The 24539-nt window shown below is 45.5% G+C and carries 41 protein-coding genes and 1 rRNA gene; 7 read left to right on the top strand and 35 right to left on the bottom strand.

The features are described from left to right. The 5 genes from IEY09_RS19280 to IEY09_RS19300 form a co-directional block, all read right to left on the bottom strand. Window positions 1-84, bottom strand: a 16S ribosomal RNA gene (locus tag IEY09_RS19280); the annotation flags it as partial. Window positions 85-593: 509 nt separating this feature from the next. After that, window positions 594-1175 carry a TlpA disulfide reductase family protein gene (locus IEY09_RS19285; protein ID WP_037429821.1) on the bottom strand — a complete coding sequence of 194 codons (582 nt, stop codon included), beginning with the start codon at window positions 1173-1175 and terminating at the stop codon, window positions 594-596. Then, a complete protein-coding gene (gene nrfF / locus IEY09_RS19290) occupies window positions 1172-1651 on the bottom strand; it encodes a heme lyase NrfEFG subunit NrfF (protein ID WP_037422794.1) in 480 nt (159 codons plus the stop codon). The genes IEY09_RS19285 and nrfF overlap by 4 nt, the downstream gene beginning before the upstream one ends. After that, on the bottom strand, window positions 1648-2202 hold the full coding sequence (locus tag IEY09_RS19295) for a DsbE family thiol:disulfide interchange protein (protein ID WP_037422791.1): 555 nt from the start codon (window positions 2200-2202) through the stop codon (window positions 1648-1650). The genes nrfF and IEY09_RS19295 overlap by 4 nt, the downstream gene beginning before the upstream one ends. A gap of 11 nt (window positions 2203-2213) precedes the next feature. Beyond that, complete coding sequence (locus tag IEY09_RS19300) at window positions 2214-4193, bottom strand: heme lyase CcmF/NrfE family subunit (protein WP_047534139.1); 1980 nt, start codon at window positions 4191-4193, stop codon at window positions 2214-2216. A gap of 399 nt (window positions 4194-4592) precedes the next feature. Between IEY09_RS19300 and ccmI the strand changes: the two genes are divergently transcribed. Then, complete coding sequence (gene ccmI, locus IEY09_RS19305) at window positions 4593-5840, top strand: c-type cytochrome biogenesis protein CcmI (RefSeq protein WP_037429823.1); 1248 nt, start codon at window positions 4593-4595, stop codon at window positions 5838-5840. 85 nt (window positions 5841-5925) lie between these two features. On the opposite strand, the gene scyA is transcribed toward ccmI, so the two are convergent. After that, window positions 5926-6225: a monoheme cytochrome c5 ScyA gene (gene scyA / locus IEY09_RS19310; RefSeq protein WP_037422782.1), complete on the bottom strand. Its 300-nt coding sequence runs from the start codon at window positions 6223-6225 to the stop codon at window positions 5926-5928. Window positions 6226-6549: 324 nt separating this feature from the next. Between scyA and ccmA the strand changes: the two genes are divergently transcribed. From ccmA to IEY09_RS19340, 6 genes are all read left to right on the top strand, one after another. Then, a complete protein-coding gene (gene ccmA, locus IEY09_RS19315) occupies window positions 6550-7200 on the top strand; it encodes a cytochrome c biogenesis heme-transporting ATPase CcmA (protein ID WP_037422780.1) in 651 nt (216 codons plus the stop codon). A gap of 11 nt (window positions 7201-7211) precedes the next feature. Continuing rightward, window positions 7212-7898 carry a heme exporter protein CcmB gene (ccmB, locus tag IEY09_RS19320; protein WP_037422777.1) on the top strand — a complete coding sequence of 229 codons (687 nt, stop codon included), beginning with the start codon at window positions 7212-7214 and terminating at the stop codon, window positions 7896-7898. 1 nt (window position 7899) lies between these two features. Next, window positions 7900-8646, top strand: coding sequence for a heme ABC transporter permease (locus IEY09_RS19325; protein ID WP_037422774.1), 747 nt, complete (start codon window positions 7900-7902; stop codon window positions 8644-8646). After that, window positions 8646-8846 (top strand): heme exporter protein CcmD, encoded by a 201-nt coding sequence (gene ccmD / locus IEY09_RS19330; RefSeq protein ID WP_037422771.1) that lies wholly within the window; start codon window positions 8646-8648, stop codon window positions 8844-8846. Before IEY09_RS19325 ends, ccmD begins: the two co-directional genes overlap by 1 nt. After that, the gene (gene ccmE / locus IEY09_RS19335) at window positions 8843-9328 is read left to right on the top strand and encodes a cytochrome c maturation protein CcmE (protein ID WP_037422767.1); all 486 of its coding nucleotides are present in this window, start codon (window positions 8843-8845) and stop codon (window positions 9326-9328) included. The genes ccmD and ccmE overlap by 4 nt, the downstream gene beginning before the upstream one ends. A 114-nt stretch (window positions 9329-9442) precedes the next feature. Continuing rightward, window positions 9443-10447 (top strand): ABC transporter substrate-binding protein, encoded by a 1005-nt coding sequence (locus IEY09_RS19340; protein WP_050991392.1) that lies wholly within the window; start codon window positions 9443-9445, stop codon window positions 10445-10447. 62 nt (window positions 10448-10509) lie between these two features. Here IEY09_RS19340 and rplQ read toward each other — a convergent pair whose 3' ends face one another. From rplQ to IEY09_RS19485, 29 genes are all read right to left on the bottom strand, one after another. After that, window positions 10510-10905, bottom strand: coding sequence for a 50S ribosomal protein L17 (rplQ, locus tag IEY09_RS19345; protein ID WP_007644470.1), 396 nt, complete (start codon window positions 10903-10905; stop codon window positions 10510-10512). 40 nt (window positions 10906-10945) lie between these two features. Beyond that, window positions 10946-11935: a DNA-directed RNA polymerase subunit alpha gene (locus IEY09_RS19350; RefSeq protein ID WP_011070632.1), complete on the bottom strand. Its 990-nt coding sequence runs from the start codon at window positions 11933-11935 to the stop codon at window positions 10946-10948. A 24-nt stretch (window positions 11936-11959) separates the two neighbouring features. Next, window positions 11960-12580 (bottom strand): 30S ribosomal protein S4, encoded by a 621-nt coding sequence (gene rpsD / locus IEY09_RS19355; RefSeq protein WP_037421477.1) that lies wholly within the window; start codon window positions 12578-12580, stop codon window positions 11960-11962. 31 nt (window positions 12581-12611) lie between these two features. Then, on the bottom strand, window positions 12612-13004 hold the full coding sequence (gene rpsK / locus IEY09_RS19360) for a 30S ribosomal protein S11 (RefSeq protein ID WP_006083577.1): 393 nt from the start codon (window positions 13002-13004) through the stop codon (window positions 12612-12614). Window positions 13005-13018: 14 nt separating this feature from the next. Further along, the gene (gene rpsM, locus IEY09_RS19365) at window positions 13019-13375 is read right to left on the bottom strand and encodes a 30S ribosomal protein S13 (RefSeq protein ID WP_011070630.1); all 357 of its coding nucleotides are present in this window, start codon (window positions 13373-13375) and stop codon (window positions 13019-13021) included. A 114-nt stretch (window positions 13376-13489) separates the two neighbouring features. Further along, entirely contained in the window at window positions 13490-13603 is a 114-nt protein-coding gene (gene rpmJ / locus IEY09_RS19370) for a 50S ribosomal protein L36 (protein ID WP_006083579.1), read from the bottom strand. A gap of 22 nt (window positions 13604-13625) precedes the next feature. Further along, window positions 13626-14966 (bottom strand): preprotein translocase subunit SecY, encoded by a 1341-nt coding sequence (gene secY / locus IEY09_RS19375; protein WP_011621032.1) that lies wholly within the window; start codon window positions 14964-14966, stop codon window positions 13626-13628. A gap of 7 nt (window positions 14967-14973) precedes the next feature. Then, window positions 14974-15408, bottom strand: coding sequence for a 50S ribosomal protein L15 (gene rplO / locus IEY09_RS19380; protein WP_011070628.1), 435 nt, complete (start codon window positions 15406-15408; stop codon window positions 14974-14976). 3 nt (window positions 15409-15411) lie between these two features. Beyond that, window positions 15412-15594 (bottom strand): 50S ribosomal protein L30, encoded by a 183-nt coding sequence (gene rpmD, locus IEY09_RS19385; protein WP_007644440.1) that lies wholly within the window; start codon window positions 15592-15594, stop codon window positions 15412-15414. A gap of 6 nt (window positions 15595-15600) precedes the next feature. Further along, on the bottom strand, window positions 15601-16104 hold the full coding sequence (gene rpsE / locus IEY09_RS19390) for a 30S ribosomal protein S5 (RefSeq protein WP_007644438.1): 504 nt from the start codon (window positions 16102-16104) through the stop codon (window positions 15601-15603). Window positions 16105-16116: 12 nt separating this feature from the next. Further along, window positions 16117-16467 (bottom strand): 50S ribosomal protein L18, encoded by a 351-nt coding sequence (gene rplR, locus IEY09_RS19395; RefSeq protein ID WP_011715467.1) that lies wholly within the window; start codon window positions 16465-16467, stop codon window positions 16117-16119. 10 nt (window positions 16468-16477) lie between these two features. Then, window positions 16478-17011, bottom strand: coding sequence for a 50S ribosomal protein L6 (gene rplF / locus IEY09_RS19400; protein WP_037421473.1), 534 nt, complete (start codon window positions 17009-17011; stop codon window positions 16478-16480). A gap of 10 nt (window positions 17012-17021) precedes the next feature. Further along, window positions 17022-17414, bottom strand: a complete 393-nt coding sequence (gene rpsH, locus IEY09_RS19405; RefSeq protein ID WP_007644434.1) for a 30S ribosomal protein S8 — start codon at window positions 17412-17414, stop codon at window positions 17022-17024. Window positions 17415-17438: 24 nt separating this feature from the next. Next, on the bottom strand, window positions 17439-17744 hold the full coding sequence (rpsN, locus tag IEY09_RS19410; protein ID WP_011070625.1) for a 30S ribosomal protein S14: 306 nt from the start codon (window positions 17742-17744) through the stop codon (window positions 17439-17441). A 10-nt stretch (window positions 17745-17754) separates the two neighbouring features. Further along, the gene (rplE, locus tag IEY09_RS19415) at window positions 17755-18294 is read right to left on the bottom strand and encodes a 50S ribosomal protein L5 (RefSeq protein WP_011070624.1); all 540 of its coding nucleotides are present in this window, start codon (window positions 18292-18294) and stop codon (window positions 17755-17757) included. A 12-nt stretch (window positions 18295-18306) separates the two neighbouring features. Next, window positions 18307-18621, bottom strand: a complete 315-nt coding sequence (gene rplX / locus IEY09_RS19420) for a 50S ribosomal protein L24 (protein WP_011070623.1) — start codon at window positions 18619-18621, stop codon at window positions 18307-18309. 11 nt (window positions 18622-18632) lie between these two features. Continuing rightward, window positions 18633-19001: a 50S ribosomal protein L14 gene (rplN, locus tag IEY09_RS19425; RefSeq protein ID WP_006083590.1), complete on the bottom strand. Its 369-nt coding sequence runs from the start codon at window positions 18999-19001 to the stop codon at window positions 18633-18635. Between the two features lie 177 nt (window positions 19002-19178). Then, window positions 19179-19427, bottom strand: coding sequence for a 30S ribosomal protein S17 (gene rpsQ / locus IEY09_RS19430; protein WP_011070622.1), 249 nt, complete (start codon window positions 19425-19427; stop codon window positions 19179-19181). Further along, entirely contained in the window at window positions 19427-19618 is a 192-nt protein-coding gene (gene rpmC, locus IEY09_RS19435; RefSeq protein ID WP_007644429.1) for a 50S ribosomal protein L29, read from the bottom strand. Before rpmC ends, rpsQ begins: the two co-directional genes overlap by 1 nt. After that, window positions 19618-20028, bottom strand: coding sequence for a 50S ribosomal protein L16 (gene rplP / locus IEY09_RS19440; protein ID WP_006083593.1), 411 nt, complete (start codon window positions 20026-20028; stop codon window positions 19618-19620). Before rplP ends, rpmC begins: the two co-directional genes overlap by 1 nt. An 11-nt stretch (window positions 20029-20039) precedes the next feature. Continuing rightward, window positions 20040-20732 (bottom strand): 30S ribosomal protein S3, encoded by a 693-nt coding sequence (gene rpsC / locus IEY09_RS19445; protein ID WP_011070621.1) that lies wholly within the window; start codon window positions 20730-20732, stop codon window positions 20040-20042. A gap of 9 nt (window positions 20733-20741) precedes the next feature. Further along, window positions 20742-21074, bottom strand: coding sequence for a 50S ribosomal protein L22 (rplV, locus tag IEY09_RS19450; RefSeq protein ID WP_006083595.1), 333 nt, complete (start codon window positions 21072-21074; stop codon window positions 20742-20744). A 15-nt stretch (window positions 21075-21089) separates the two neighbouring features. Continuing rightward, a complete protein-coding gene (gene rpsS, locus IEY09_RS19455; RefSeq protein WP_006083596.1) occupies window positions 21090-21368 on the bottom strand; it encodes a 30S ribosomal protein S19 in 279 nt (92 codons plus the stop codon). A gap of 14 nt (window positions 21369-21382) precedes the next feature. Next, a complete protein-coding gene (rplB, locus tag IEY09_RS19460; protein ID WP_011621028.1) occupies window positions 21383-22207 on the bottom strand; it encodes a 50S ribosomal protein L2 in 825 nt (274 codons plus the stop codon). Between the two features lie 16 nt (window positions 22208-22223). Then, window positions 22224-22526: a 50S ribosomal protein L23 gene (gene rplW, locus IEY09_RS19465; RefSeq protein WP_037421480.1), complete on the bottom strand. Its 303-nt coding sequence runs from the start codon at window positions 22524-22526 to the stop codon at window positions 22224-22226. Further along, entirely contained in the window at window positions 22526-23131 is a 606-nt protein-coding gene (gene rplD, locus IEY09_RS19470) for a 50S ribosomal protein L4 (protein WP_011070618.1), read from the bottom strand. Before rplD ends, rplW begins: the two co-directional genes overlap by 1 nt. Before the next feature lie 17 nt (window positions 23132-23148). Next, entirely contained in the window at window positions 23149-23787 is a 639-nt protein-coding gene (gene rplC, locus IEY09_RS19475) for a 50S ribosomal protein L3 (protein ID WP_011070617.1), read from the bottom strand. A gap of 27 nt (window positions 23788-23814) precedes the next feature. Then, a complete protein-coding gene (gene rpsJ / locus IEY09_RS19480; RefSeq protein ID WP_011070616.1) occupies window positions 23815-24126 on the bottom strand; it encodes a 30S ribosomal protein S10 in 312 nt (103 codons plus the stop codon). A gap of 330 nt (window positions 24127-24456) precedes the next feature. After that, window positions 24457-24539, bottom strand: an 83-nt coding sequence (locus tag IEY09_RS19485; RefSeq protein WP_080034449.1) for an EF-Tu C-terminal domain-related protein, incomplete at its 5' end; no start/stop codon positions are given.

The following is a 24539-nucleotide window of genomic DNA, read 5'->3' on the forward strand; positions in this document are numbered from 1 at the left end:
AACTCCCTTGTGCTGCCGCTCGACTTGCATGTGTTAGGCCTGCCGCCAGCGTTCAATCTGAGCCATGATCAAACTCTTCAATTAAAAGTTTTTTGTTTAACTCGCGTTAAACGACTCAATGAATTCTGTCGTTTGTTTCCGCCCTCTCTTCATAAAGAGAAGAAAGCGAAACCAAAACTTTGTACATATTGCTATGAACACTCATTCATTGATTTAATTCTTTGATTACTCGCCAAACGGCAGAGTAATTTCGATTAACTCAACACCTGTGAGTGTCCACACAGATTTCTTGTTTAGATTGTTAAAGAGCGTTGACCTCATCGCTTGCGTTACCGCTCACTGGGTCAGGGCTGCGTATTCTACGCATTTACCTCATCGCGTCAAGGCGTTTTTGCAAACTTCTTGAGGCTTTCGAATCAACTGCACATTTTGCATTCGATTCGCACTGTCACCGCGCTCGCTTTCGCTGTCTGCCGTGTCAGTGGATGCGCATTATAGGCAGCGAAACTTTTTGTGCAAGCGCTTTTTAAAAGAAAAAAGATCGCATGGCGATCTTTTCTACAACGGTGCTCTATTTACGCTCTATATGCTGTTTAATTCAGCTTTTTAGCGCCTTTATCGATAAAACTTTGGATTAGCGATACGGCTTTTGCATCATCCCAGTCGACAAAGGAGCGCACAAACGCGATCAATTGGCCATTTTGATCGAGAATAAAGGTTGCAGGAATGGTATCCAGTGGGAACACCTGTCCTAAGTTTTGCGTAGGATCGTAATAGGAATTAAAGTTTGCCATTCCTAATGAAGTGAGAAAAGGCTGCACTTGTTGCTTACCACCTGCATCAATAGAGATAGGCAATAACGCAAACTGATCCGCTTTAAACTTTGTCGCCAAACGCTCAATTGCGGGCAACTCCCTTACGCAGGGAGGGCACCAAGTCGCCCACATGTTGACCATCACAACTTTGCCTTTGTATTGGCTAAAGTCGATAGGCTTTCCATTCGCATCACTAAAAGCAACAACTTCGATAGGATAAGTCTGTGGAAGAACGTTAATCAGATCGACTGTCGACTCAATCGGTTTATTTGCCTGCTGCATGCCGGGGTACGCATGGGCACCACCAGCAAAGGCAACAGACAGACTCGCTAGGATTGCAGCTAAAGCAAATGACTTCATTTATTATCACGCTTTAATAAAGCATCAAGCGCTTTTTGATCTTCGGCACTGATCTCAGGCTCGGTCGTGCCACCGATACGTTGCTTGCGGATAAAGATGAAACCAATGATAAGACCGAGCAATAACAAACCCACTGGACCTAACCAAAGAATATAGGTTTTAGTTTCCATTTTCGGTTTGTAGAGTACAAACTCACCATAACGGCTGGTCATAAACTCGATGATTTCATCGTCACCTTTGCCTTCATCGACCATTTTATACACTTCAAGGCGCAGATCTCGTGCAACGGGCGAGTTGGAATCGATCAAGTTTTGGTTCTGACATTGCGGGCAACGCAACTCATGCGCTAATGACAAACCTCGTTTTTGGTTTTCGGGTGATTTAAATTCGTAAGTATCAACCGGTGTGGCCATTACGGTTGTCACCATACTCAGCATTAACACCAGGCCACCAATGATTTTTGTCAAAATTCTCACGCTGCACCATCCTTCGCCGCTTCAGCTTGGAGTTGTTGAATCATAGGATAGAGAGTTTCACTCCATACACGCTGGTCAATAGGCCCTGCGTAGCGATAACGAATAATGCCATTATGATCAACAATAAAGCTTTCCGGTGCACCGTAAACGCCAAGATCTAAGCCTAAGCGTCCATCCTTATCAAAAATATTGATATTGTAAGGATCACCCTGGCGTTTTAATTCTTCCAGCGCGGGGATACGTTCGTCACGATAGTTAATCCCATAGATAGGCAGAATATTCTGACGTTTCAGCATGACTAAGAAAGGGTGTTCATACTTACAAGAGGGGCACCAAGTAGCCCAAACGTTAAGTAATGACACTTTTCCTTTCAGTTGCTCATTGGTAATCATCTCGTTTGGTGTTTCGAGACGTTCCAGTTGGAAAGCCGGAATAGGCTTTCCTTCCAGAGCTGAATCCAGTTTCTGCGGATTTAAAAACAATCCTTTGTATAAAAATACCCCCATGCCAAGAAAAATGACTAATGGGATAAACAGAACCAACTTCTTCATACATTCCCCAATTATTGAGCGGTAGCTAATTTCGCTTTTTCAGTTTGCGGCTTAACGGTAGCAGCCACTTTTGAGCGATAGCGTTTATCCGATGCGGCAAAGAAACCACCGACCATCATGAATATTGCTCCAAACCATAACCAACGAACAAAAGGCTTGTAGTTCAAACGCACAGCAAATTCAGTGCTGCTGATTGGATCGCCCATGGTGACATATAAGTCACGGAACAGACCCCAATCGATACCGGCTTCGGTCATGTCCATAGTACGCACATTGTATTGGCGACGATCAGGCTTGAGTAACGTCAGCAGCTTATCGCCTTTGTAGATCTCAATTTGACCTTGTTGTGCGGTGTAGTTAGGACCAACGACGTTCTTAGTCTCAAGATATTTAAAGGTATAACCCGCAAGCTCTTGGCTTATGCCAGGCCCCATACGCACACTTTTCTCAACCGAGTAGTTAGATACCATAGTGGCACCGATAACCGACACAGCAATACCTAAGTGAGCTAAGATCATACCCAGCTCACTACGGCCCATACGTGCCACGCTTAATTCACCATCTTTAGGCTTCACGATATTGTAAGCGGCTCTAGCGGTTGCCAACACAATCCAAGCAGCGGCGGCGATACCCAAAGCAACCCACACGTTAAAAGCACCATCGACAATAAATGGCGTCACGATACCAATCGCGGCTGATACTAATGCAGGCACCAGCAATTGGCGTTTTAACTCACCCGCTTTTGATTTCTTCCAACGGATGATCGGACCCACGCCCATAAACGCAAACAGCACGAGCACGATCGGTACAAACACAGCATTAAAATATGGAGGTCCAACAGAGATCTTGCCCATACCTAAAGCATCGATCAGCAGTGGATATAACGTCCCTAACAAGACTGTACCAGCAGCGACAGTCAGCAACACGTTACAGACTAACAGCATGGTTTCTTTTGATTTCAATTCGAAGCGTGCTGGGCTGCTCATTTCACTTGCGCGGAAGGCAAACAACGTGAGCGAACCACCGATAGCTAAGCCGAGTAATAACAGAATAAACATACCGCGGCTTGGATCGGCTGCGAATGAGTGAACCGAAGTCAGTACGCCGGAACGCACGATAAAGGTACCCAGTAAACTTAACGAAAATGCAAAGATTGACAGCAATACTGTCCAGTTACGGAACGCACCACGTTTTTCGGTCACAATCAGCGAATGCACTAATGCCGTACCCACTAACCAAGGCATAAAGGAGGCATTTTCTACTGGATCCCAGAACCACCAGCCACCCCAGCCTAATTCGTAGTATGCCCACCAAGAACCTAATGCAATACCGCCAGTGAGGAAAATCCAAGCAGCCAAGGTCCAAGGACGAGACCAACGAGCCCAAGCCGAGTCAAGATGGCCACTCATCAATGCAGCAATTGCAAACGCAAAGCTTACAGAGAAACCCACATAACCTAAATACAACATTGGCGGATGGAAGATTAAGCCTACATCCTGCAACATTGGGTTCAAGTCGCGGCCTTCGGCTGGCATTGGAAATAAACGTTCAAATGGGCTAGAAGTGAGCAGCATAAATAAGCTAAAACCAATCACAATCAGCGCCAATACAGCCAGCACCCTTGCAGTAAACACTTCTTCCAAGCCTTTACTGAATAATGCGACAGAAGCGGCCCAAGTTGATAACGCAAACACCCAGAACAACAGAGACCCTTCATGACCGCCCCATACGGCCGCAATCTTAAAGAAAATAGGTAACTGAGAATTAGAGTGATGTGCCACGTAGGCCACGGAGAAATCATCAACGGCGAAGCTATAACCAAGCGATACTACGGATAAAGCAATAAAAAAGAACATTCCGTAGGCTAACGGCCAAGCATACCTCACTAGGTATTGGTCTTTACGGGCAACACCTATAAGGGGAACGCTGGTTAACAAGAAGGCGAATGCCACTCCTATAATCAGCGAAAAGTGTCCAAGTTCTGGGATCATGGGTTTTCCTCAGTCTCTAATAATATGTTGATTTAGAAAAATTCCAAACCAACGCACAACATGCTGTTCACACAAATGCACGAAATTTGGTTCATTTTAGTATTTGCTATTGTTCCTGTCTGCCTCTTTCATACAAAACTGGGTGACTTGTCTCATTCTCGATTTTTGCCCAAATGGAGCCACCGCAGGTCTACAGTTTTGCATGTGACAGATAAATGAGCCTTAAGTTTCATATAAAATTTACCAGATGGAACAATTTGTGAACCAGTGCCCAACTCTCAGCTTTCACAGTTGTGAAGGTCTTATATTACTGTTCAATGAATAATCTTTACGTATAATCTTGCTTCCAAGCCAGCGGTAACAACCGCTTTTATGCAAACTAAAGTGAATATAGAAACAATGACGACATTTTGGATTTTTATTGCGCTTGTTGTGTTGGTCAGCTTAACACTGATCTGGATCCCACATTTCAGACAGCAAAAGTTATTGCGTACTGAGGAAGCTGGTGTTCGCAAACAAACGAACCTCGAATTGTTCAATGAACGTCTTTCCACCCTTGAGAAAGAACTTAATGAAGAACTGCTCGACCAAGCAGAATTTGATGCGCTTAAGAAAGAACTCGAAATCAGTTTACTCCAAGACATCAAACAAGCGAGCGATGATTCCCTTGTCAATCAAATCAAACCTAAAAGTATCCTTTGGCCATCAGTCATGTCGGTATGCTTGATTGCGATCTCAGGTTACCTTTATCAGCAATTAGGAGCCTTTGAAAATATTGGCAATACCCAAGCGGCTAACCCACATGCTGGTATGGATACTGCGCAAATCATGGGGCAGCGCGTACAAATGATGGAAGCCCAAGTGCAAGCCGAGCCAGAAAATAGTCAGGCTTGGTTTAGTCTAGGTCATGCATATATTTCGGCTAACCAATTTGATAAAGCAGTCGCGGCCTTCGACAAAGTGATGGATTTAGTGGGCAAACATGCCGAGTTAATCGGACCAAAGGCCACGGCGTTGTACTACAAAGCCGGTCAGCAAATGACACCAGAAATTCAAGCCTTAATAGACGAATCGCTAGCATTAGATCCACAGGATCCATCAACACTGTTGTTAGTTGGTATGGATGCTTTCTTTACTGCAAAGTACCAAAAAGCCATTGATTCATGGCAGACTATTCTTAATAGTGACCGTACAGATGTGGATCGCGCCGCACTGATGAATGCCATCGAAACAGCTAACTTACGTATGCAAGCCGAAACGACAGGTATGCCTAACGATGATGTACACAAGCAGGCAAAAGTCACAAGCAAATCAGTAAGTATTGAAATTTCAATTTCACCTGAACTTGCAGCGAAAGCGAGCCCAGAAGACACTATCTTTGTCTTTGCACGTGCAACTGAAGGTCCTAAAGTACCGCTAGCAGCAACTAAAGTTAGTGCAAAATCATTGCCTGTTACAGTGACACTAGACGACAGCACAGGCATGGGTGGCGATGTAAAATTAAGCCAAACTGCTAGCGTTGAAGTTATTGCCGTCTTATCCAAGCATGGCAATATCAAACCTCAGGCGGGTGATATTCAAGGAAAAATCAGCAAAGTTAATGTGGGTGAAACGGCAAACTTAGTACTGGATACCCAAGTGCAATAAGTTATCCGCACCTAGCACTAAGTTTCAGCTTAGCGCAGACATAAAAAAACCGGCTAATGCCGGTTTTTTAACACTGCAAAAAAAATTACTTAGCTTTAGACATAAACTCGATAGCTGCTTTGTAATCATCATCAGTACAATCAGTACACATACCACCTGGTGGCATTGCGTTTAAACCTGTTTTTACACTTTTAACTAGATTATCAACACCTTTAGCTAAACGTGGTTCCCACTCCGCTGCATTGTGCGCTTTTGGAGCACCAGCAACACCCATGCTATGGCACACGGTACATGCCTTGTTGAAAATAGCTTCAGCATCTTGAGCTGAAACGTTGACTGACATAGTCAAAGCAGCGACTGCAGTCATTGCTAACAGTTTTTTCATGTTCAATGTTCCTAATGCAAATACGTACAAAGCTCGCGCTGCCCTTTGAGGCAGACTCATTATAGCGCACTAAGATTACTACAAACTTCAATAAATCTCATCTTTTTGTGATTAGAATCTCAGCACAAATGATATAAGGCGACAAGCGTGACAAATTCGTTAATATATTAGCAACTATTAAAAAAGTTCGATTTGTACGAGAAATATTGCGGTTATTGGAACCACATCAAATTGCTGACATCTAGTCCCAAGCAAGTGTAAACCCGCAATATCGTTTGTGTTAGAATCACTTGTGTTTCCTTCCGGCTTGAGATAGAGGGTTCAGTGACAAATATAACTTCAGTAAACACACTGTTATCAGCGAGCAAGCTGACATGCATCCGTGAAGAACGCATTCTATTTGATGAATTAAGTTTTGAGATTAATGCTGGCGATATCGTCCAGATTGAAGGCCCTAATGGTGCCGGCAAAACCAGTTTATTACGCATATTAGCAGGTCTATCTCGTCCCTATGCGGGGCAAACCTTCTATATAAATGAAGATATCAACCGCTGTCGTGACGAATATAACGAAGATCTACTGTATTTAGGCCACCTTGCGGGAGTGAAATCCGAATTAACCGCTGAGGAAAACCTTAACTTCAATTTAAGAATCAGTGGCTATGATGATTTTGATACGTCTGCCATATTAGCTAAAGTAAATCTATCAGGTTTTGAGGAAGCGCTTGCTGGGCATTTGTCCGCGGGCCAACATCGCCGAACAGCATTGGCAAGGCTTTGGCACAATGATTGTAAGGTGTGGATCCTAGATGAACCTTTTACCGCAATCGATAAAAAAGGCGTCGAAGAGCTTGAACAGTTATTTATTCAACATGCGGATAATGGTGGCTGTGTGATCCTGACCACTCACCAAGATATGGGCATTATCAAAGATGATAGGCTTCGTAAAATTCGTCTAGATTATCGCTTCGTATAAGGTTTGGCATAATGAAAAGAGGCATCAGCTTTACTCAAGCGTTTTTAACGTTACTTCAGCGGGATCTAAAGATTGCCATTCGACACCGTGGTGATATTTTTAATCCCCTATTATTCTTCATTATGGTTGTAACCCTATTTCCACTCGGCATTGGCCCAGAACCACAAATGCTAGCCCGTATTGCCCCAGGGATTATTTGGGTTGCGGCATTGTTAGCATCCATGTTGTCGCTGGAGCGTCTATTTAAAGCTGACTTTAGTGACGGCAGCTTAGAACAGATGCTACTTAGCCCACAACCTTTGTCTGTTTTAGTCTTAGCCAAAGTGTTAGCCCACTGGATACTTACGGGTGTTCCATTGATTATTATTGCCCCACTGCTGGCCGTGCTACTGAACTTAGATGCTAATAGTTATGGTGCATTGATTGCCACACTGGCTTTAGGCACCCCAGTGTTGTCACTCTTAGGTGCTATTGGCGTGGCATTAACCGTTGGTCTACGTAAAGGCGGCGTACTATTAAGCCTTTTGATTCTGCCACTTTATATTCCAGTGCTCATTTTCGCGACCAGCGCCATTGATGCGGCAGGAATGAATTTACCCTATGACGGTCAGCTCGCTATAATTGGCGCCATGTTGATCGGTTCGTTAACCTTAGCACCTTTTGCAATCGGTGCATCTCTGCGAGTGAGTACTAACTAAAATGTGGAAATGGTTACACCCTTACGCGGATCCTGAACGCGCATATAAGTTATCAGGAACATTATTTCCATGGTTTGCCACCTTAGCCTGCCTTTTCCTTACAGTTGGCACCGTATGGGGTTTATTGTTTGCCCCGACAGATTACCAGCAAGGAGATAGCTACCGTATTATCTTTATCCATGTACCAGCTGCATCAATGTCAATGGCGGCCTACATGGGTATGGCGACAGCGGCATTTATTGGTCTTGTCTGGCAGGTCAAATTAGCAGACTGGGCAGCTGCGTCTATTGCTCCTATAGGAGCTGTCATCACCTTTATAGCACTCTTTACTGGTGCCGCTTGGGGCAAACCTATGTGGGGCACTTGGTGGGTATGGGATGCGCGTCTGACCTCTGAATTAGTACTACTATTCCTCTACTTAGGTGTGATTTCCCTCTACGCTTCTTTTGAAGACAAAGTGCTGGCTGCACGTGCAGCAGGGATCTTGGCAATCGTAGGGGTAATTAATATCCCCATTATTAAATATTCAGTTGAATGGTGGAGCTCATTGCATCAACCATCAACCATCAAAATTACCTCTAAATCGACCATGTCGAGTGACATGTTATACCCACTTTTAATCAATATTTTAGGTTTCGGGCTTATGATAGGCGCTATCACTATTGTGAGATTTAGAGCAGAAATCTTAGCAAGAAACGGCATGCGCCCTTGGGTACGTGAACTTGCTAAAGCTGAGGAGGTCAAATAATGCAATTCGATTCTATCAGTGATTTTTTCAACATGGGTGGCTATGCCTTTTATGTATGGCTTGCCTATGGTGTGACCTTCTTCTGTGTATCGACGCTGATCATCACTAGCGCACGCCAAAAGCGTAAGGTTTTGATTGAAATAGCGAAAAAGATGAACCGCGAAGAGCGCCTCAAAGAAACTAGGAGTAACAAATCGTGAACCCAAGACGCAAAAAGAGACTGACGTTAGCTATAGCACTAATCGGTGGCGTAGCCGCGATTGCTTCACTGCTGCTGTATGCGTTGAACTCCAACTTAAACTTATTCTATACACCGTCAGAAATCGTAAACGGTAAAACCGATACAGGCGTTAAACCCGAAGCGGGCCAACGTATTCGTGTAGGTGGCATGGTAACGGTAGGCTCTATGGTACGTGATCCAAACAGCCTACATGTGCAATTTGCAGTACACGATTCCTTAGGTGGCGAAATTCTAGTGACCTATGACGATCTATTACCGGATCTATTCCGCGAAGGACAAGGCATCGTCGCCCAAGGTGTATTAGGGGAAGATGGTAAGTTGGCCGCAACTGAAGTCTTAGCAAAACATGATGAAAACTACATGCCTCCAGAAGTTGCAGAAGCAATGGGGCAAAAACATGAGAAGCTAGATTACAGCCAGCAGAAAGCGACAGCACAATAACGTAAGCACATCGCCGAAAGAATATTTAAAGCCTCAGTATGAGGCTTTTTTATTGCCCGCCGGATACTCGAGGTTGGACTATACTCAAAGCTATATTCCACTAGGTATCTCTCCATGAATTTAATTAAGTTATTAATTAAAAGATGGCGACAGATTTTTACCTTAATGCTGGCATGTTTCATACCAATGGCATATGCGGCCAAGGTGGTTGTCATCGAGAGCTACCACCAAGGTTACACGTGGGATAAGCAGTATTATCAAGCCATACTCGATACATTAACACCTCTCAATGAGGTAAATCACTTTGAAATGGACACTAAACGGCTACCTAAAAATCTTCATGCAAAACGGGCAGAACTGGCATGGCAATTTATTCAACAACAAAAACCACAGTTAGTGATCCTAGCAGATGATAATGCCGTTAATTATCTACACCAACGGTTAAACTCAAGTCAAATTCCAGTGGTATACCTTGGCATTAATATGAACCCAAGAGAATATCACTTAAATGAATATAAGCGTTTTACGGGTGTGCTTGAAAGACCTCTACTCAGACGCTCTCTGCTATTACTACAACGAATATTACCAATATCAAAGCACCGAAAAATCTTAGTTCTCTTCGATCAAAGTGATACGTCTAGACTTGCTGCGGAATATATCAGTAAGCAGCAACTGAGCATGTTGAGCGATGTGGAAGTTGAAATATTACAACTAAATCAACTTAGTGAATGGCAAAAGCAAGTCATTGCAGCTAAAGACAATGGCTTTAGTGCGATAGTCGTTGCACTTTATCATGCAGTGAGGGATGACAAAGATCAGTCGGTTGATGCTGAAGAATTATTAGGATGGGTTTCAGCTAACACACCAGTACCCAATTTTGGTTTTTGGGGATTTAGCGTATACAACAACGGCAATATCGGCGGCTATGTTCTCGATGGTTACCAGCACGGCAAGATCGCAGCCAAAATGGCCTCAAGGATCCTCGCAGGTGAGAAACCGGAAAACATATTCCCAGTAACAGATGACCTAGGACAATTTATGTTTAGCCGTAAAGGGTTAAGTAAATGGCACTTAACATTGCCTAAAGAAATCGAGAAACAAACGACTTGGGTCGAGTAAGTTAAAACGAGCTGAAATAAAAAGCCGGGCTTAGAGCCCGGCTTTTAAATTTGTAACCTTAATTACTCAGCAGCTTCAACATCAACAGCTTGAGCAGCTTCTGGACGACCTACTAGCTCGATGTAAGCCATTGGGGCTTTATCACCAGCACGTAAACCGCACTTAAGGATACGGGTGTAGCCACCAGGACGTTCCTGGTAACGTGGACCCAATTCAGTGAATAACTTACCTACGACTTCAGCGTCGCGAGTACGTGCAAACGCTAAACGACGGTTTGCAACGCTGTCACTCTTAGCAAGTGTTATCAGAGGCTCAACTACGCGACGCAGTTCTTTCGCTTTAGCTACGGTTGTCTTGATGATCTCATGACGAACCAGTGAGCTTGCCATGTTACGGAACATAGCTTGGCGGTGGCTGCTGTTGCGGTTAAGTTGACGACCACTCTTACGATGGCGCATGACCTAATCCTTATAACCTAAATCTGTACAAACCTGAGACTTATAGGTCGTCTGCTAAACTAGCTGGAGGCCAGTTTTCCAGACGCATACCTAACGACAGTCCGCGAGAAGCTAAAACGTCCTTAATTTCAGTAAGAGATTTCTTACCTAAGTTAGGGGTTTTCAGCAGCTCAACTTCAGTACGCTGTACCAGATCTCCGATGTAATGAATCGCTTCGGCTTTCAAACAGTTAGCCGAACGTACAGTTAGCTCTAAATCGTCGACAGGACGCAACAGAATCGGATCGAACTCCGGCTTCTCTTCCTTCATTTCTGGCTCAGTCACGTCACGCAGCTCAACAAACGCATCCAGCTGTTCAGCTAAGATGGTTGCAGAACGACGGATAGCTTCCTCAGGATCAATAGTACCATTAGTGGTCATATCGATAACGAGTTTATCCAAGTCAGTACGCTGTTCAACACGAGCTGCTTCTACATTGTAGGCAATACGTGCGACTGGCGAGAAAGAAGCATCAACCAGCAAGCGGCCGATTGGGCGATCATCGTCTTCTGTCTGTGCACGAGCAGATGCTGGCACATAACCACGACCACGCTCAACGCGAATACGCATGCTGATATCATTGTTACCTGTCAAATGACAGATAACATGATCAGGATTCACGATAGTGACATCACCATCATGCGTGATATCTGCTGCGATGACAGGGCCTGCGCCGGACTTGCTTAATGTAAGCATAGCCTCGTCTTTACCCTCGATAGTCACTGCTAATCCTTTCAGATTAAGCAAGATTTCAAGGATATCTTCTTGTACGCCTTCCTTACTGCTGTATTCGTGCAGTACGCCGTCAATCTCGACTTCGGTAACCGCGCAGCCGGGCATAGACGACAATAGGATGCGACGCAACGCGTTACCTAAAGTGTGGCCGAAACCACGCTCAAGCGGTTCCAAAGTAACCTTGGCACGTGTTGAGTTAACCTGCTCGATATCAACGAGACGCGGTTTAAGAAATTCTGTAACAGAACCCTGCATTGTGTCCTCTCTTGTTTGTTAGCCTTACTTAGAGTAAAGCTCGACGATCAGCTGTTCGTTAATTTCCGCAGACAAATCGCTACGTTCTGGAATACGCTTGAAAGCACCTTCCATTTTCGCGCTGTCGACTTCAACCCATGTAGGCTTCTCGCGTTGACCAGCCACTTCTAAAGCCGCTTTGATACGAGCTTGAGTGCGTGACTTTTCACGGATGCTTACAACATCATTCGCAGACACTTTGAATGACGGAATGTTAACAACACGACCGTTAACCATAACAGATTTATGGCTTACTAGCTGACGTGATTCTGCACGAGTCGCACCGAAACCCATACGATAAACAACGTTATCTAAACGAGTTTCTAAAAGTTGCAACAGGTTTTCACCAGTGTTGCCTTTCAGACGTGCAGCCTCTTTATAGTAGTTACGGAATTGCTTTTCTAACACACCGTAAATACGACGAACTTTTTGTTTTTCGCGTAACTGTAAACCGTACTCTGACAGACGTGGCTTACGAGCGCCATGCTGTCCTGGTGCAGATTCCAGTTTACACTTAGAATCGATTGCTCTCACACCGCTTTTTAAGAAAAGGTCAGTACCTTCTCGGCGGCTGAGCTTGAGCTTGGGACCCAAGTATCTTGCCATGATCTTTCTCCAACTATCCTAATGAAACGCGTTATACACGACGCTTTTTAGGAGGACGACAACCATTATGAGGGATCGGCGTCACATCGGTAATGTTGGTAATTTTGTAACCAACAGCGTTCAGCGCACGAATGGCTGATTCACGACCTGGACCTGGACCCTTCACAAACACTTCAAGGTTTTTTAAACCGTAGTCTTGAGCAGCAGCGCCTGCACGCTCAGCAGCTACCTGTGCAGCAAATGGCGTAGATTTACGTGAACCACGGAAACCTGAACCACCTGAAGTAGCCCATGACAACGCATTACCTTGACGATCTGTAATGGTGACAATTGTGTTGTTGAAAGAAGCATGGATATGAGCCATGCCATCTGCAACCTGTTTACGTACGCGCTTACGCGGAGAACGTGACGGAACTTTAGCCATTGTCTACCTTCCCGTTACTTCTTGATTGGTTTACGTGGACCTTTACGCGTACGCGCATTGGTCTTAGTACGTTGCCCACGAAGAGGCAGGCTACGACGATGGCGGAGACCACGATAACAACCAAGATCCATAAGACGCTTGATGTTCATAGAAATCTCACGACGTAAGTCACCTTCTACTAAGTATTTGGCAACTTCTTCGCGTAGGGTGTCGATTTGAGCTTCGCTCAATTCCTTGATCTTAGCAGTTTCAGCAATTGACGTAGCTGCGCAGATTGCTCTAGCGCGAGTACGGCCGATGCCGAAAATTGCAGTCAATGCGATGACTGTATGCTTTTGATCAGGAATGTTAATGCCAGCGATACGGGCCACTATGCACTCCTTAAGTTAAAGGCCAACTGCGAAAAGCCCGAAAGGATACTCGACAGTTGACAGATTTGCAAACAATATTTGTTCAGCCCAACAGTGGGCTGAACAATTTCACTTTTAGCCTTGACGCTGTTTGTGTTTTGGTTCAACACAGATAACGCGCACAACGCCACTACGCTTGACGATCTTGCAGTTACGGCAGATCTTCTTCACGGAAGCTCGAACTTTCATTTCATCACTCCGTAAAGCTTACTTAGCGACCAAAACGATCTAAATTCGCTTTGTTAACTAGGTTAGCTTTCTTCATCACAGACTCATACTGATGTGACATCATATGGGTCTGAACCTGAGCCATGAAGTCCATGATTACGACTACCATAATTAGTAGTGAAGTACCGCCAAAATAGAACTGTACTTTCCACGCAATTAGCATGAACTCCGGAATTAAACAGATAAAGGTAATGTATAACGCGCCAGCTAATGTTAGGCGAGTCATTACTTTATCAATGTAACGCGAAGTCTGTTCTCCAGGACGGATCCCAGGGATGAATGCACCACTCTTCTTCAGGTTATCTGCTGTTTCACGTGGATTAAATACCAACGCTGTGTAGAAGAAACAGAAGAAGATAATCGCTGCTGCATACAATAATGAGTAAAGCGGTTGTCCAGGTGACACGGCCAATGAAAAATCACTTAACCATGACATAGACTCATTTTGACCAAACCACTGAGCCAGTGTGCCTGGGAACAAAATAATGCTTGACGCAAAAATTGGAGGAATTACACCCGCCATGTTTATTTTCAGTGGCAAGTGAGTAGATTGCGCAGCGAATACCTTACGGCCTTGCTGACGCTTGGCATAGTTAACGACGATACGACGTTGACCACGCTCTACAAACACCACGAAATAAGTCACAGCAAAAATAATTACCGCGAGCAACAACAACACTAACACATTCAGGTCACCTTGACGCGCCTGCTCAGCCGTTTGGCCGATAGCGGAAGGTAATCCAGCAACAATACCTGCGAAAATTAAAATCGAGATACCGTTACCTATACCTCGTTCGGTAATTTGCTCACCTAGCCACATCAGGAACATAGTTCCTGTTACTAAGCTCACAACCGCTACAAAGTAGAAACCGAATCCAATATTGACCACTAGGCCTGGGACTAAGTTTGGTAACCCTGTTGCAATACCGATCGACTGGAATGTACCCAGCACCAACGTACCCCATCGAGTGTACTGACTGATTTTTTTACGTCCAGACTCGCCTTCTTTTTTCAATTCAGCGAGTGCAGGATGCACAACAGTCAATAACTGCATGATAATCGATGCCGAAATGTACGGCATGATACCTAATGCAAAGATAGAAGCACGGGAAAGAGCACCACCCGAGAACATGTTAAACATGCCTAGGATGGTCCCTTTTTGCTGAGCAAACAGCTCTGCTAATACAGCTGCGTCAATACCAGGAATTGGTACAAACGAACCGGCCCTAAAGACGATAATCGCACCAATCACGAACAGGAGGCGAGCCTTCAACTCTGAAAGTCCACCTTTCGCGCTTTTTAAATCAAGTCCTGGTTTTGCCATCGACGTATTATTCCTCGATCTTACCGCCAGCAGCTTCAATTGCTGCACGTGCACCTTTGGTTACCTTCAGACCTTTTACAGTCACTGGGCGCTCAATGGTACCTGAAAGAACGATTTTCGCAAACTGGATGTTGCGAGTAATAACGTTCGCATCTTTCAGAGCGTTTAAGTCGATAACATCACCGTTAACTTTAGCCAGTTCGAGTACACGAACTTCAGCTGTTACCATAGCGCGACGCGAGGTAAAACCAAATTTAGGTAAACGGATCTTAAGTGGCATTTGACCACCCTCGAAGCCTGGGCGTACGCCGCCACCGCTACGAGATTTTTGGCCTTTGTGACCACGACCTGCAGTTTTACCTAAACCTGAGCCCATACCACGGCCTACACGCTTTGGTGCATGCTTAGCGCCTGCAGCTGGAGATAGAGTATTTAAACGCATCTATTAATCCTCCACCTTAACCATGTAGTAGACCTTGTTGATCATACCGCGAACTGAAGGAGTATCTTCTAATTCAACAGTGTGACCAATGCGACGCAGACCAAGACCTGTTAAGGTCGCGCGGTGCTTTGGTAAACGACCGATAGCACTTTTAGTCTGAGTAACTTTTACAGTTTTAGTTGCCATGGTGCATTACCCCCGAATTTCGTCAACATTCAGGCCACGCTTAGCTGCGATTTGCGATGGTGACTTCATGTGCACCAGAGCATCTACAGTCGCGCGAACGATGTTGATCGGGTTAGTAGAACCGTATGCTTTAGACAGAACGTTATGAACGCCTGCTACTTCCAATACGGCACGCATTGCGCCACCGGCGATAATACCGGTACCCTGTGATGCTGGTTGCATGTATACACGTGAACCAGTATGACGACCTTTAACTGGGTGATGCAGAGTACCTGCATTCAACTCAACGGTCACCATGTTACGACGGGCTTTTTCCATAGCTTTTTGAATTGCTGCTGGAACTTCGCGCGCTTTACCATAGCCATAGCCGACCTTACCATTACCATCACCCACTACTGTCAGTGCTGTGAAGCTAAAGATACGACCGCCCTTAACTACTTTAGAAACACGATTAACTGCAATTAATTTCTCTTGCAGATCGTCTTTTTGCTGAGCTTCTAATTTAGCCATTTTTATAACCCCTTAGAACTGGAGGCCAGCTTCACGAGCAGCATCTGCTAGAGCAGCTACACGACCGTGATACTTGAAACCAGAACGATCGAACGCAACTGTCGTTACGCCTTTTTCGATCGCGCGCTCAGCAATAAATTTACCTACTGCTTTAGCCGCGTCTACGTTACCGGTACTCTTCAGTTGCTCTTTAACCGCTTTTTCCACGGTTGAAGCAGCTGCCACCACCTGAGCTTCAGGATTGATCACCTGAGCATAAATGTGACGCGGTGTACGATGTACAACCAGACGGTTCACGCCCAGCTCTTGGATCTTCTTACGAGCGCGAATAGCGCGACGTAAGCGAGATGTTTTCTTATCCATATCGCGTTACCTACTTCTTCTTAGCCTCTTTACGGCGTACTTCTTCGTCGTCATAGCGAACACCCTTGCCTTTGTATGGCTCTGGTGGACGATATCCGCGAATCTCAGCAGCGACTTGGCCAATTAACTGTTTATCAACGCCACGTAGGACGATGTCAGTTTGGCTAGGACACTCTGCAGTAACGCCTGCGGGCAGTTTGTGTACTAACGGATGAGAGAAACCTAAAGTAAGGTCAATGTCAGCACCGACGAGTTTCGCACGGTAACCAACGCCAACTAACTTTAATTTACGCTCAAAACCTTGAGATACACCAACAACCATGTTGTTTACTAATGCACGTGTTGTACCAGCCTGTGCCCAAGCGCCAACTGCGCCCTCAACAGGAAGGAATTTAATCACGCCACCTTCAATAACAACATTGACCGCATTGTTGATCACTCGAGTCAGACTTCCTTTCGCGCCTTTGACGGTCAGGGTCTGTTCGTTTAAGGTCACCTCTACGCCAGCTGGAATAGATACTGGTGCTTTTGCTACACGAGACATTCCTAGCTCCTTATGCTACGTAGCAGATAACCTCGCCACCCATGCCTGCAAGGCGGGCGGCACGATCAGTCATCAGGCCTTTAGAAGTGGACACAATTGCGACACCCAGTCCGCCCATCACTTTAGGAAGTTCGTTTTTACCTTTGTAAATACGAAGACCTGGACGGCTTACACGCTGGATAGTCTCAACGACTGGTTGGCCTTGGAAGTACTTTAAGGTAATTTCCAATTCAGGCTTGGCTTCATCTGCTACGGCGTAATCCGCGATGTAACCTTCTTCTTTAAGCAGTTTCGCAATAGCGACTTTCAGCTTAGCAGAAGGCATCTTCACAGATACTTTGTTAGCAGCTTGGCCGTTACGAATACGGGTTAACATATCCGCAATAGGATCTTGCATGCTCATATTAGCTTACTCCGTGACAAGTGCTTACCAGCTAGCCTTACGCAGGCCAGGAACTTCACCACGCATGGTTGCTTCACGTAATTTGATACGGCTTAAACCGAACTTACGTAGGAAACCATGTGGGCGACCAGTTTGATTACAACGATTGCGTTGACGCGATGCGCTGGAATCACGTGGTAGAGCTTGCAGCTTTAATACTGCATCCCAACGATCTTCATCAGAAGAAGCTGGACTTGCAATAATCACTTTCAGAGCAGCACGCTTTTCAGCGAACTTAGCTACGAGCTGTGCACGCTTTGCTTCACGTGCTTTCATTGATGTTTTTGCCATTACGCTACCCTTATTTCTTGAATGGGAAGTTAAAAGCGTCTAACAAAGCACGACCTTCTTCATCAGTCTTCGCAGAGGTAGTGATAACAATATCCATACCGCGAATTTTATCGATTTTATCGTAATCGATCTCTGGGAAAATGATCTGCTCACGCACGCCCATCGCGTAGTTACCACGGCCATCGAACGCTTTAGCGCTCAGACCACGGAAGTCACGGATACGTGGGATTGCGATGTCAACTAAACGCTCTAAGAATTCCCACATACGCTCACCGCGCAGGGTCACTTTACAGCCAATAGGGTAGCCTTCACGGATTTTAAAACCAGCAACTGATTTACGAGCAACAGTTACTACTGGTTTTTGACCAGCAATTGCAGTCATGTCACGGACAGCATGTTCCATAACTTTTTTGTCTGCAACGGCTTCGCCAACACCCATGTTCAGGGTGATTTTCTCAATCCGAGGGACTTGCATGACACTGGTATAACCGAACTTTTGAGTCAGTTCAGCGACAACAGTCTCTTGATATTTATCATGCAGTTTCGCCATCGTTTACTCCAGTTACTTAACGAGTTCACTGTTCGATTTAAAGAAACGAACTTTTTTGCCGTCTTCAAATCGGAAACCAACACGATCCGCCTTGCCAGTGACAGGGTTAAAGATCGCAACATTTGATGCTTGAATCGGTGCTTCTTTCTCAACAATACCACCGGCTACACCCAGTTGTGGGTTTGGCTTTTGGTGTTTTTTGACAAGATTGATGCCTTCAACAATTAACTTACCAGTAGGTAATACTTGAGCAACTTTAGCACGCTTGCCCTTGTCTTTACCTGCTAATACGATTACTTCGTCTTGACGACGGATTTTAGCTGCCATTTTGAAGCTCCTTACAGTACTTCTGGTGCCAGCGAGACAATTTTCATAAATTGCTCATTACGCAATTCACGTGTCACTGGTCCAAAGATACGAGTACCAATCGGCTGCAGGTTGTTGTTCAAAAGAACAGCTGCATTCCGATCGAAGCGAATGACAGAACCGTCTGGACGACGTACGCCTTTCTTAGTACGGACTACCACCGCGTTATACACATCACCTTTCTTCGCTTTAGCGCGAGGAATTGCTTCTTTAACAGAAACTTTGATAATGTCGCCGATACCGGCATAACGACGATGAGAGCCACCCAAGACCTTAATACACTGAACTCTGCGTGCGCCGCTGTTACATGCGACGTCAAGAGTCGATTGCATTTGGATCATTTTAAGTGCTCCGCTATCGTTACTACACAATTCCCACTATGGGACTATAAACACCATTTTTGCTTTGAATTTAGTCAAAAATGGGGCGCAAATATAACACCATAAATATGGAATGTATAGTATTAAAAAACAAACGGCCCCAAATACTGGAGCCGTTTACCTAAATGCCTAATATTATTAGGCCTTTGATACTACTTCAACCAGGGTCCAAGACTTAGTCTTAGACAAAGGACGACATTCGCGAATCGCGACTACGTCACCTTCATTGCACTGATTAGCTTCGTCATGTGCATGGATCTTAGTCGTACGCTTAATGTATTTCCCATAGATTGGGTGTTTCACTTGGCGTTCGATAGCGACAGTAATGGTTTTATCCATTTTGTTGCTAGTGACACGACCTTGCAAAGTACGGATTTTATCAGACATTATGCACCCGCCTTAGAAGTAATAATGGTCTTAACGCGCGCAATATTACGGCGCACCAATTTCAGTTGATGAGTCTGAGTCAACTGACCAGTGGCGTGTTGCATACGCAGGTTGAACTGCTCACGCAGCAGACCAAGTAGTTCAGCGTTCAGTTCTTCAACGCTCTTTTCTCTTAGTTCGCTCGCTTTCATTACATCACCGTCTTAGTTACGAAGGTAGTCTTGATTGGAAGCTTGGCAGCAGCTAAAGCAAACGCTTCACGAGCGATCACTTCAGAAACACCATTCATCTCATAAAGAACCTTACCAGGTTGAATCTGACATACCCAGTATTCAACGTTACCTTTACCTTTACCCATACGCACTTCAAGAGGCTTAGAGGTAATAGGTTTGTCCGGGAAAACTCGAATCCAAATTTGTCCCTGACGCTTAATGTGACGTGTCATGGCACGACGTGCAGATTCGATCTGACGAGCAGTTAAACGACCACGGCCGACTGCTTTCAGACCAAAAGTACCAAAGCTAACTTCGGTACCGTTCGCTAGACCGCGGTTGCGGCCTTTGAACATCTTGCGAAACTTCATACGTTTAGGTTGCAGCATTGCCGGCTCTCCTATTTACCACGAGGCTTGCGCTTAGGTTGCTGCTGTTTCGGCTCTTCAATCTGTGGCAGCATTCCGTCCAGAACTTCACCTTTGAAGATCCAAACTTTAATACCAATCACACCATATTGAGTGTGACTTTCAGAGGTTGAATAGTCGATATCAGCACGCAGTGTGTGCAAAGGTACACGACCTTCGCGATACCACTCAGAGCGCGCAATCTCAGCACCGCCTAAACGGCCACTAACTTCAACTTTGATACCTTGAGCACCAATACGCATTGCGTTTTGTACCGCACGCTTCATCGCGCGACGGAACATAACACGACGCTCTAATTGCTGTGCAATTGAGTCAGCAACTAACTTGGCATCTAGCTCAGGTTTACGGATCTCAGCGATGTTAATTTGAGCAGGAGTGCCAGCCAGTTTTGAAACGGCAGCACGCAATACTTCAACGTCTTCACCTTTCTTACCAATCACAACCCCTGGACGGGCTGTGTGAATAGTAACGCGGATGCTTTTCGCTGGGCGTTCAATAACAATCTTAGATACTGACGCAGCTTGCAGTTTGTCTGCAAGATACTTACGCACTTCCCAGTCGCTGTTCAGGTTATTTGCATAATCTGACTTATCTGCGTACCAGGTAGAGATCCAAGGCTTGGTGATACCCAGACGGATACCATTAGGATGTACTTTCTGTCCCATTGCTCTCTCCTAGCGATCTGATACAACCACAGTGATGTGGCTGGTACGCTTCATGATACGATCAGCGCGGCCTTTAGCACGTGGCATGATACGCTTCATAGTTGGACCCTCGTCAACGAAGACGGCGCCTACTTTTAGCTCATCAATATCCGCGCCTTCGTTGTGTTCGGCGTTTGCGATAGCTGAGTCAAGTACTTTTTTAACCAGTACGGCGGCTTTCTTTGGGCTGAAAGTCAAAATTTCGAGGGCCTTAGCAACAGGCAAACCACGAATTTGATCAGCAACGAGACGAGCCTTCTGCGCAGACGTACGGGCAAAACGATGTTTAGCTAAAACTTCCATCTTATTCCTCCCGTATTAACGCTTCTTCGCTTTCTTATCAGCAGCATGGCCGCGATAAGTGCGAGTTGGTGAGAATTCACCAAGTTTGTGGCCGATCATTTCGTCAGTTACGAACACAGGAACGTGCTGACGACCATTATGGACAGCGATGGTCAAACCAATCATATTTGGAATGATCATAGAGCGACGTGACCAAGTCTTAATAGGCTTCTTGTCACCTGCTTCCATCGCTTTCTCTACCTTCTTCAGCAAGTGCAGGTCAATGAAGGGACCTTTCTTGAGAGAACGTGGCATGGCGAATCCTCTTACTATTTATTACGACGACGTACGATGTACTTGTCAGTGCGCTTGTTACTACGAGTCTTATAACCCTTAGTTGGCACACCCCATGGAGTCACTGGGTGACGACCACCAGAAGTACGGCCTTCACCACCACCGTGTGGATGGTCTACCGGGTTCATTGCAACACCGCGAACTGTTGGGCGAACGCCTCTCCAGCGCTTAGCACCTGCTTTACCTAACTGGCGTAGCATGTGTTCGGCATTACCAACTTCACCAAATGTTGCGCGGCAATCAACTGGCACTTTGCGCATTTCGCCAGAGCGAAGACGTAAAGTGGCATATGCGCCATCACGAGCAACAACTTGTACATAAGCACCCGCTGAACGCGCGATCTGAGCACCTTTACCAGGCTTCATTTCTACAGCGTGCACAACAGAACCTACTGGAATGTTGCGCAGTGGCATTGCGTTACCGGTTTTGATTTCGGCTTCAACACCAGACTGGATTTTGTCGCCAGCTTGCATGCCTTTGGCAGCAAGGATGTAACGACGCTCACCATCCGCATACAGTACTAGAGCGATGTGCGCAGTACGGTTTGGATCGTATTCCAGACGCTCAATTTTTGCAGGAATACCATCTTTATCGCGTTTAAAGTCGATTAAACGGTAGTGCTGCTTGTGACCGCCACCAACGTGACGAACAGTGATACGGCCAGTATTGTTACGGCCACCACTTTTAGATTTTTTCGCCAACAGGCCAGCAAAAGGTTTACCCTTGTGCAGGTCAGAGTTCACCACTTTAACAACGTGGCGACGACCTGGAGAGGTTGGCTTACACTTAATAACTGCCATGATAATTCTCCTTTGCTTACTCAGCGCCGCCGACGAAATCGATGTCAGCACCAGCAGCTAAAGTCACGTAGGCTTTTTTCCAATCGCTACGACGGCCAGTACGGCCACCAGTACGTTTAGTTTTGCCTTTGCTCACTAAAGTGCGAACTGATTCGACTTCAACTTCAAATAGCTTAGCAACAGCAGCTTTAATTTCAGCTTTAGTTGCATCGATAGCTACGCGGAAAACAACAGTGTTGTGCTTCTCAGCATTCACAGTGCTCTTTTCAGAGATGTGAGGTGCCAGAATTACTTTTAGCAAACGTTCTTCGCGGATCATCATGCTAGCATCTCCTCGATTTGCTTAACTGCATCAGCAGTCACAAGCACTGTGTTGAACGCGATCAGACTTACTGGGTCTAGACCTGCAACGTCACGAACGTCAACCTTGTACAGGTTGCGAGCTGCTAAGAATAAATTCTCGTCAACTTCTGAAGTCACAATTAACACGTCTTCTAAGTTCATTGCTTTCAGTTTAGCTTTCAGCTCTTTAGTTTTAGGAGCTTCAACGCTGAATGATTCAACAACAACCAGACGGTCTTGACGTACCAGTTCAGACAGAATGCTTTTCAGCGCGCCGCGGTACATCTTCTTGTTAACTTTTTGGCTGTGATCTTGAGTTTTAGCAGCGAAAGTTACGCCACCGCCACGCCAGATTGGGCCCTTAACACCACCCGCACGAGCGCGGCCAGTGCCTTTTTGGCGCCATGGCTTTTTGCCAGAGCCAGTTACTTCCGCACGAGTCTTTTGAGCACGAGTGCCCTGACGCGCGTTTGCAGCGTATGCTACAACTACCTGATGAACCAGTGCCTCGTTAAAGTCACGGCCGAAGGTAGTTTCGGAAACTTCAAGAGCGCTTTGCGCGTCTTTCAATACCAATTCCATTACTATCTCCTCAGACCTTAAGCTTTAACTGCAGGCTTGATGATCAGGTCGCCATTAGTTGCGCCCGGAACAGCACCTTTAACCAGTAGCAGGTTACGTTCAACATCTACACGTACAACGTCTAGATTTTGAGTAGTAACACGCTCGGCACCCATATGGCCTGACATTTTCTTGCCTTTAAATACGCGACCAGGCGTTTGGTTCTGACCGATAGAACCGTTCGAACGGTGCGACAAAGAGTTACCGTGCGTCATATCTTGAGTACGGAAGTTCCAACGCTTAACGCCGCCTTGGAAGCCTTTACCTTTTGATTGACCAGTAACGTCAACTTTCGCTACATCAGCGAAGATACCTACGTTTAGCTCAGCACCAACTTCAATGCCTTCGCCTTCACCGTCTGCCAGACGCAGTTCCCACAGTCCACGACCGGCTTCTACGCCGCTCTTAGCAAAGTGACCTGCTTCTGGTTTAGTGATGCGATTGGCTTTTTTGGTACCAGTAGTAACTTGAAGTGCGCGGTAGCCGTCAGTTTCTAAAGTTTTCACTTGAGTAACACGGTTGCCAGCAACTTCAATTACTGTAACAGGTATAGAAACACCATCTTCAGTGAAGATGCGAGTCATACCAACTTTACGACCAATAAGACCGATAGCCATCTCTCAAACCTCTTCTAAGGATCTCAATTAACCCAAGCTAATCTGTACGTCGACACCAGCCGCAAGATCTAAACGCATTAGAGCGTCTACAGTCTTTTCAGTTGGCTCTACGATGTCAACCAGGCGCTTGTGAGTACGTAATTCGTACTGGTCACGAGCATCTTTATTAACGTGCGGAGAGATCAAAACGGTATAACGCTCTTTGCGCGTAGGTAGTGGAATAGGACCACGTACTTGGGCGCCAGTACGCTTAGCAGTTTCAACGATTTCCGCTGTAGACTGATCAATTAAGCGATGATCAAACCCTTTTAAGCGGATACGGATTCTTTGGTTCTGCATTGACCAGAGCTCCTAAAATGGACACATAAAAAATCACCCTCTAGCTTCTTCCTTACTGGAAAAGCAGAGCGAGATGATTTAACCGTTCGACTCCCAATCGGAGCCGCTATGATAATGATAAGTTCAAATACTTGTCATTTAATTCGTTAACCTAGGTTAACGAGGGGGCCATTATACTCATCTGAAATCAGATTTCAAGCCCGCTGTGTAAATAGTCATCAAAAACTATTCAACGTCAGAGTGGCGAGCATTTTACACAAATTTCAGAATAACACCAGCCCAAAATAAAAAAGGAAGCCTAAGCTTCCTTTTTTCTAATCACAATTGCTATTAAGCAATGATCTTAGCTACAACACCAGCGCCTACTGTACGGCCACCTTCACGAATTGCGAAGCGTAAACCTTCGTCCATCG

The organism is Shewanella xiamenensis, assembly GCF_014647135.1.
GTDB classification, from domain to species: domain Bacteria; phylum Pseudomonadota; class Gammaproteobacteria; order Enterobacterales; family Shewanellaceae; genus Shewanella; species Shewanella xiamenensis.

Coding starts and splice junctions, on each gene's coding strand:
- IEY09_RS19285 (WP_037429821.1), bottom strand. CDS start 1,175: ATGAAGTCATTTGCTTTAGCTGCAATCCTAGCGAGTCTGTCTGTTGCC.
- IEY09_RS19295 (WP_037422791.1), bottom strand. CDS start 2,202: ATGAAGAAGTTGGTTCTGTTTATCCCATTAGTCATTTTTCTTGGCATG.
- IEY09_RS19300 (WP_047534139.1), bottom strand. CDS start 4,193: ATGATCCCAGAACTTGGACACTTTTCGCTGATTATAGGAGTGGCATTC.
- ccmI (WP_037429823.1), top strand. CDS start 4,593: ATGACGACATTTTGGATTTTTATTGCGCTTGTTGTGTTGGTCAGCTTA.
- scyA (WP_037422782.1), bottom strand. CDS start 6,225: ATGAAAAAACTGTTAGCAATGACTGCAGTCGCTGCTTTGACTATGTCA.
- ccmB (WP_037422777.1), top strand. CDS start 7,212: ATGAAAAGAGGCATCAGCTTTACTCAAGCGTTTTTAACGTTACTTCAG.
- IEY09_RS19325 (WP_037422774.1), top strand. CDS start 7,900: ATGTGGAAATGGTTACACCCTTACGCGGATCCTGAACGCGCATATAAG.
- ccmD (WP_037422771.1), top strand. CDS start 8,646: ATGCAATTCGATTCTATCAGTGATTTTTTCAACATGGGTGGCTATGCC.
- IEY09_RS19340 (WP_050991392.1), top strand. CDS start 9,443: ATGAATTTAATTAAGTTATTAATTAAAAGATGGCGACAGATTTTTACC.
- rplQ (WP_007644470.1), bottom strand. CDS start 10,905: ATGCGCCATCGTAAGAGTGGTCGTCAACTTAACCGCAACAGCAGCCAC.
- IEY09_RS19350 (WP_011070632.1), bottom strand. CDS start 11,935: ATGCAGGGTTCTGTTACAGAATTTCTTAAACCGCGTCTCGTTGATATC.
- rpsD (WP_037421477.1), bottom strand. CDS start 12,580: ATGGCAAGATACTTGGGTCCCAAGCTCAAGCTCAGCCGCCGAGAAGGT.
- rpsK (WP_006083577.1), bottom strand. CDS start 13,004: ATGGCTAAAGTTCCGTCACGTTCTCCGCGTAAGCGCGTACGTAAACAG.
- rpmJ (WP_006083579.1), bottom strand. CDS start 13,603: ATGAAAGTTCGAGCTTCCGTGAAGAAGATCTGCCGTAACTGCAAGATC.
- secY (WP_011621032.1), bottom strand. CDS start 14,966: ATGGCAAAACCAGGACTTGATTTAAAAAGCGCGAAAGGTGGACTTTCA.
- rplO (WP_011070628.1), bottom strand. CDS start 15,408: ATGCGTTTAAATACTCTATCTCCAGCTGCAGGCGCTAAGCATGCACCA.
- rpmD (WP_007644440.1), bottom strand. CDS start 15,594: ATGGCAACTAAAACTGTAAAAGTTACTCAGACTAAAAGTGCTATCGGT.
- rpsE (WP_007644438.1), bottom strand. CDS start 16,104: ATGGCTAAATTAGAAGCTCAGCAAAAAGACGATCTGCAAGAGAAATTA.
- rplR (WP_011715467.1), bottom strand. CDS start 16,467: ATGGATAAGAAAACATCTCGCTTACGTCGCGCTATTCGCGCTCGTAAG.
- rplF (WP_037421473.1), bottom strand. CDS start 17,011: ATGTCTCGTGTAGCAAAAGCACCAGTATCTATTCCAGCTGGCGTAGAG.
- rpsH (WP_007644434.1), bottom strand. CDS start 17,414: ATGAGCATGCAAGATCCTATTGCGGATATGTTAACCCGTATTCGTAAC.
- rpsN (WP_011070625.1), bottom strand. CDS start 17,744: ATGGCAAAAACATCAATGAAAGCACGTGAAGCAAAGCGTGCACAGCTC.
- rplE (WP_011070624.1), bottom strand. CDS start 18,294: ATGGCGAAACTGCATGATAAATATCAAGAGACTGTTGTCGCTGAACTG.
- rplX (WP_011070623.1), bottom strand. CDS start 18,621: ATGGCAGCTAAAATCCGTCGTCAAGACGAAGTAATCGTATTAGCAGGT.
- rplN (WP_006083590.1), bottom strand. CDS start 19,001: ATGATCCAAATGCAATCGACTCTTGACGTCGCATGTAACAGCGGCGCA.
- rpsQ (WP_011070622.1), bottom strand. CDS start 19,427: ATGTCTGATAAAATCCGTACTTTGCAAGGTCGTGTCACTAGCAACAAA.
- rpmC (WP_007644429.1), bottom strand. CDS start 19,618: ATGAAAGCGAGCGAACTAAGAGAAAAGAGCGTTGAAGAACTGAACGCT.
- rplP (WP_006083593.1), bottom strand. CDS start 20,028: ATGCTGCAACCTAAACGTATGAAGTTTCGCAAGATGTTCAAAGGCCGC.
- rpsC (WP_011070621.1), bottom strand. CDS start 20,732: ATGGGACAGAAAGTACATCCTAATGGTATCCGTCTGGGTATCACCAAG.
- rplV (WP_006083595.1), bottom strand. CDS start 21,074: ATGGAAGTTTTAGCTAAACATCGTTTTGCCCGTACGTCTGCGCAGAAG.
- rpsS (WP_006083596.1), bottom strand. CDS start 21,368: ATGCCACGTTCTCTCAAGAAAGGTCCCTTCATTGACCTGCACTTGCTG.
- rplB (WP_011621028.1), bottom strand. CDS start 22,207: ATGGCAGTTATTAAGTGTAAGCCAACCTCTCCAGGTCGTCGCCACGTT.
- rplW (WP_037421480.1), bottom strand. CDS start 22,526: ATGATCCGCGAAGAACGTTTGCTAAAAGTAATTCTGGCACCTCACATC.
- rplD (WP_011070618.1), bottom strand. CDS start 23,131: ATGGAATTGGTATTGAAAGACGCGCAAAGCGCTCTTGAAGTTTCCGAA.
- rplC (WP_011070617.1), bottom strand. CDS start 23,787: ATGGCTATCGGTCTTATTGGTCGTAAAGTTGGTATGACTCGCATCTTC.
- rpsJ (WP_011070616.1), bottom strand. CDS start 24,126: ATGCAGAACCAAAGAATCCGTATCCGCTTAAAAGGGTTTGATCATCGC.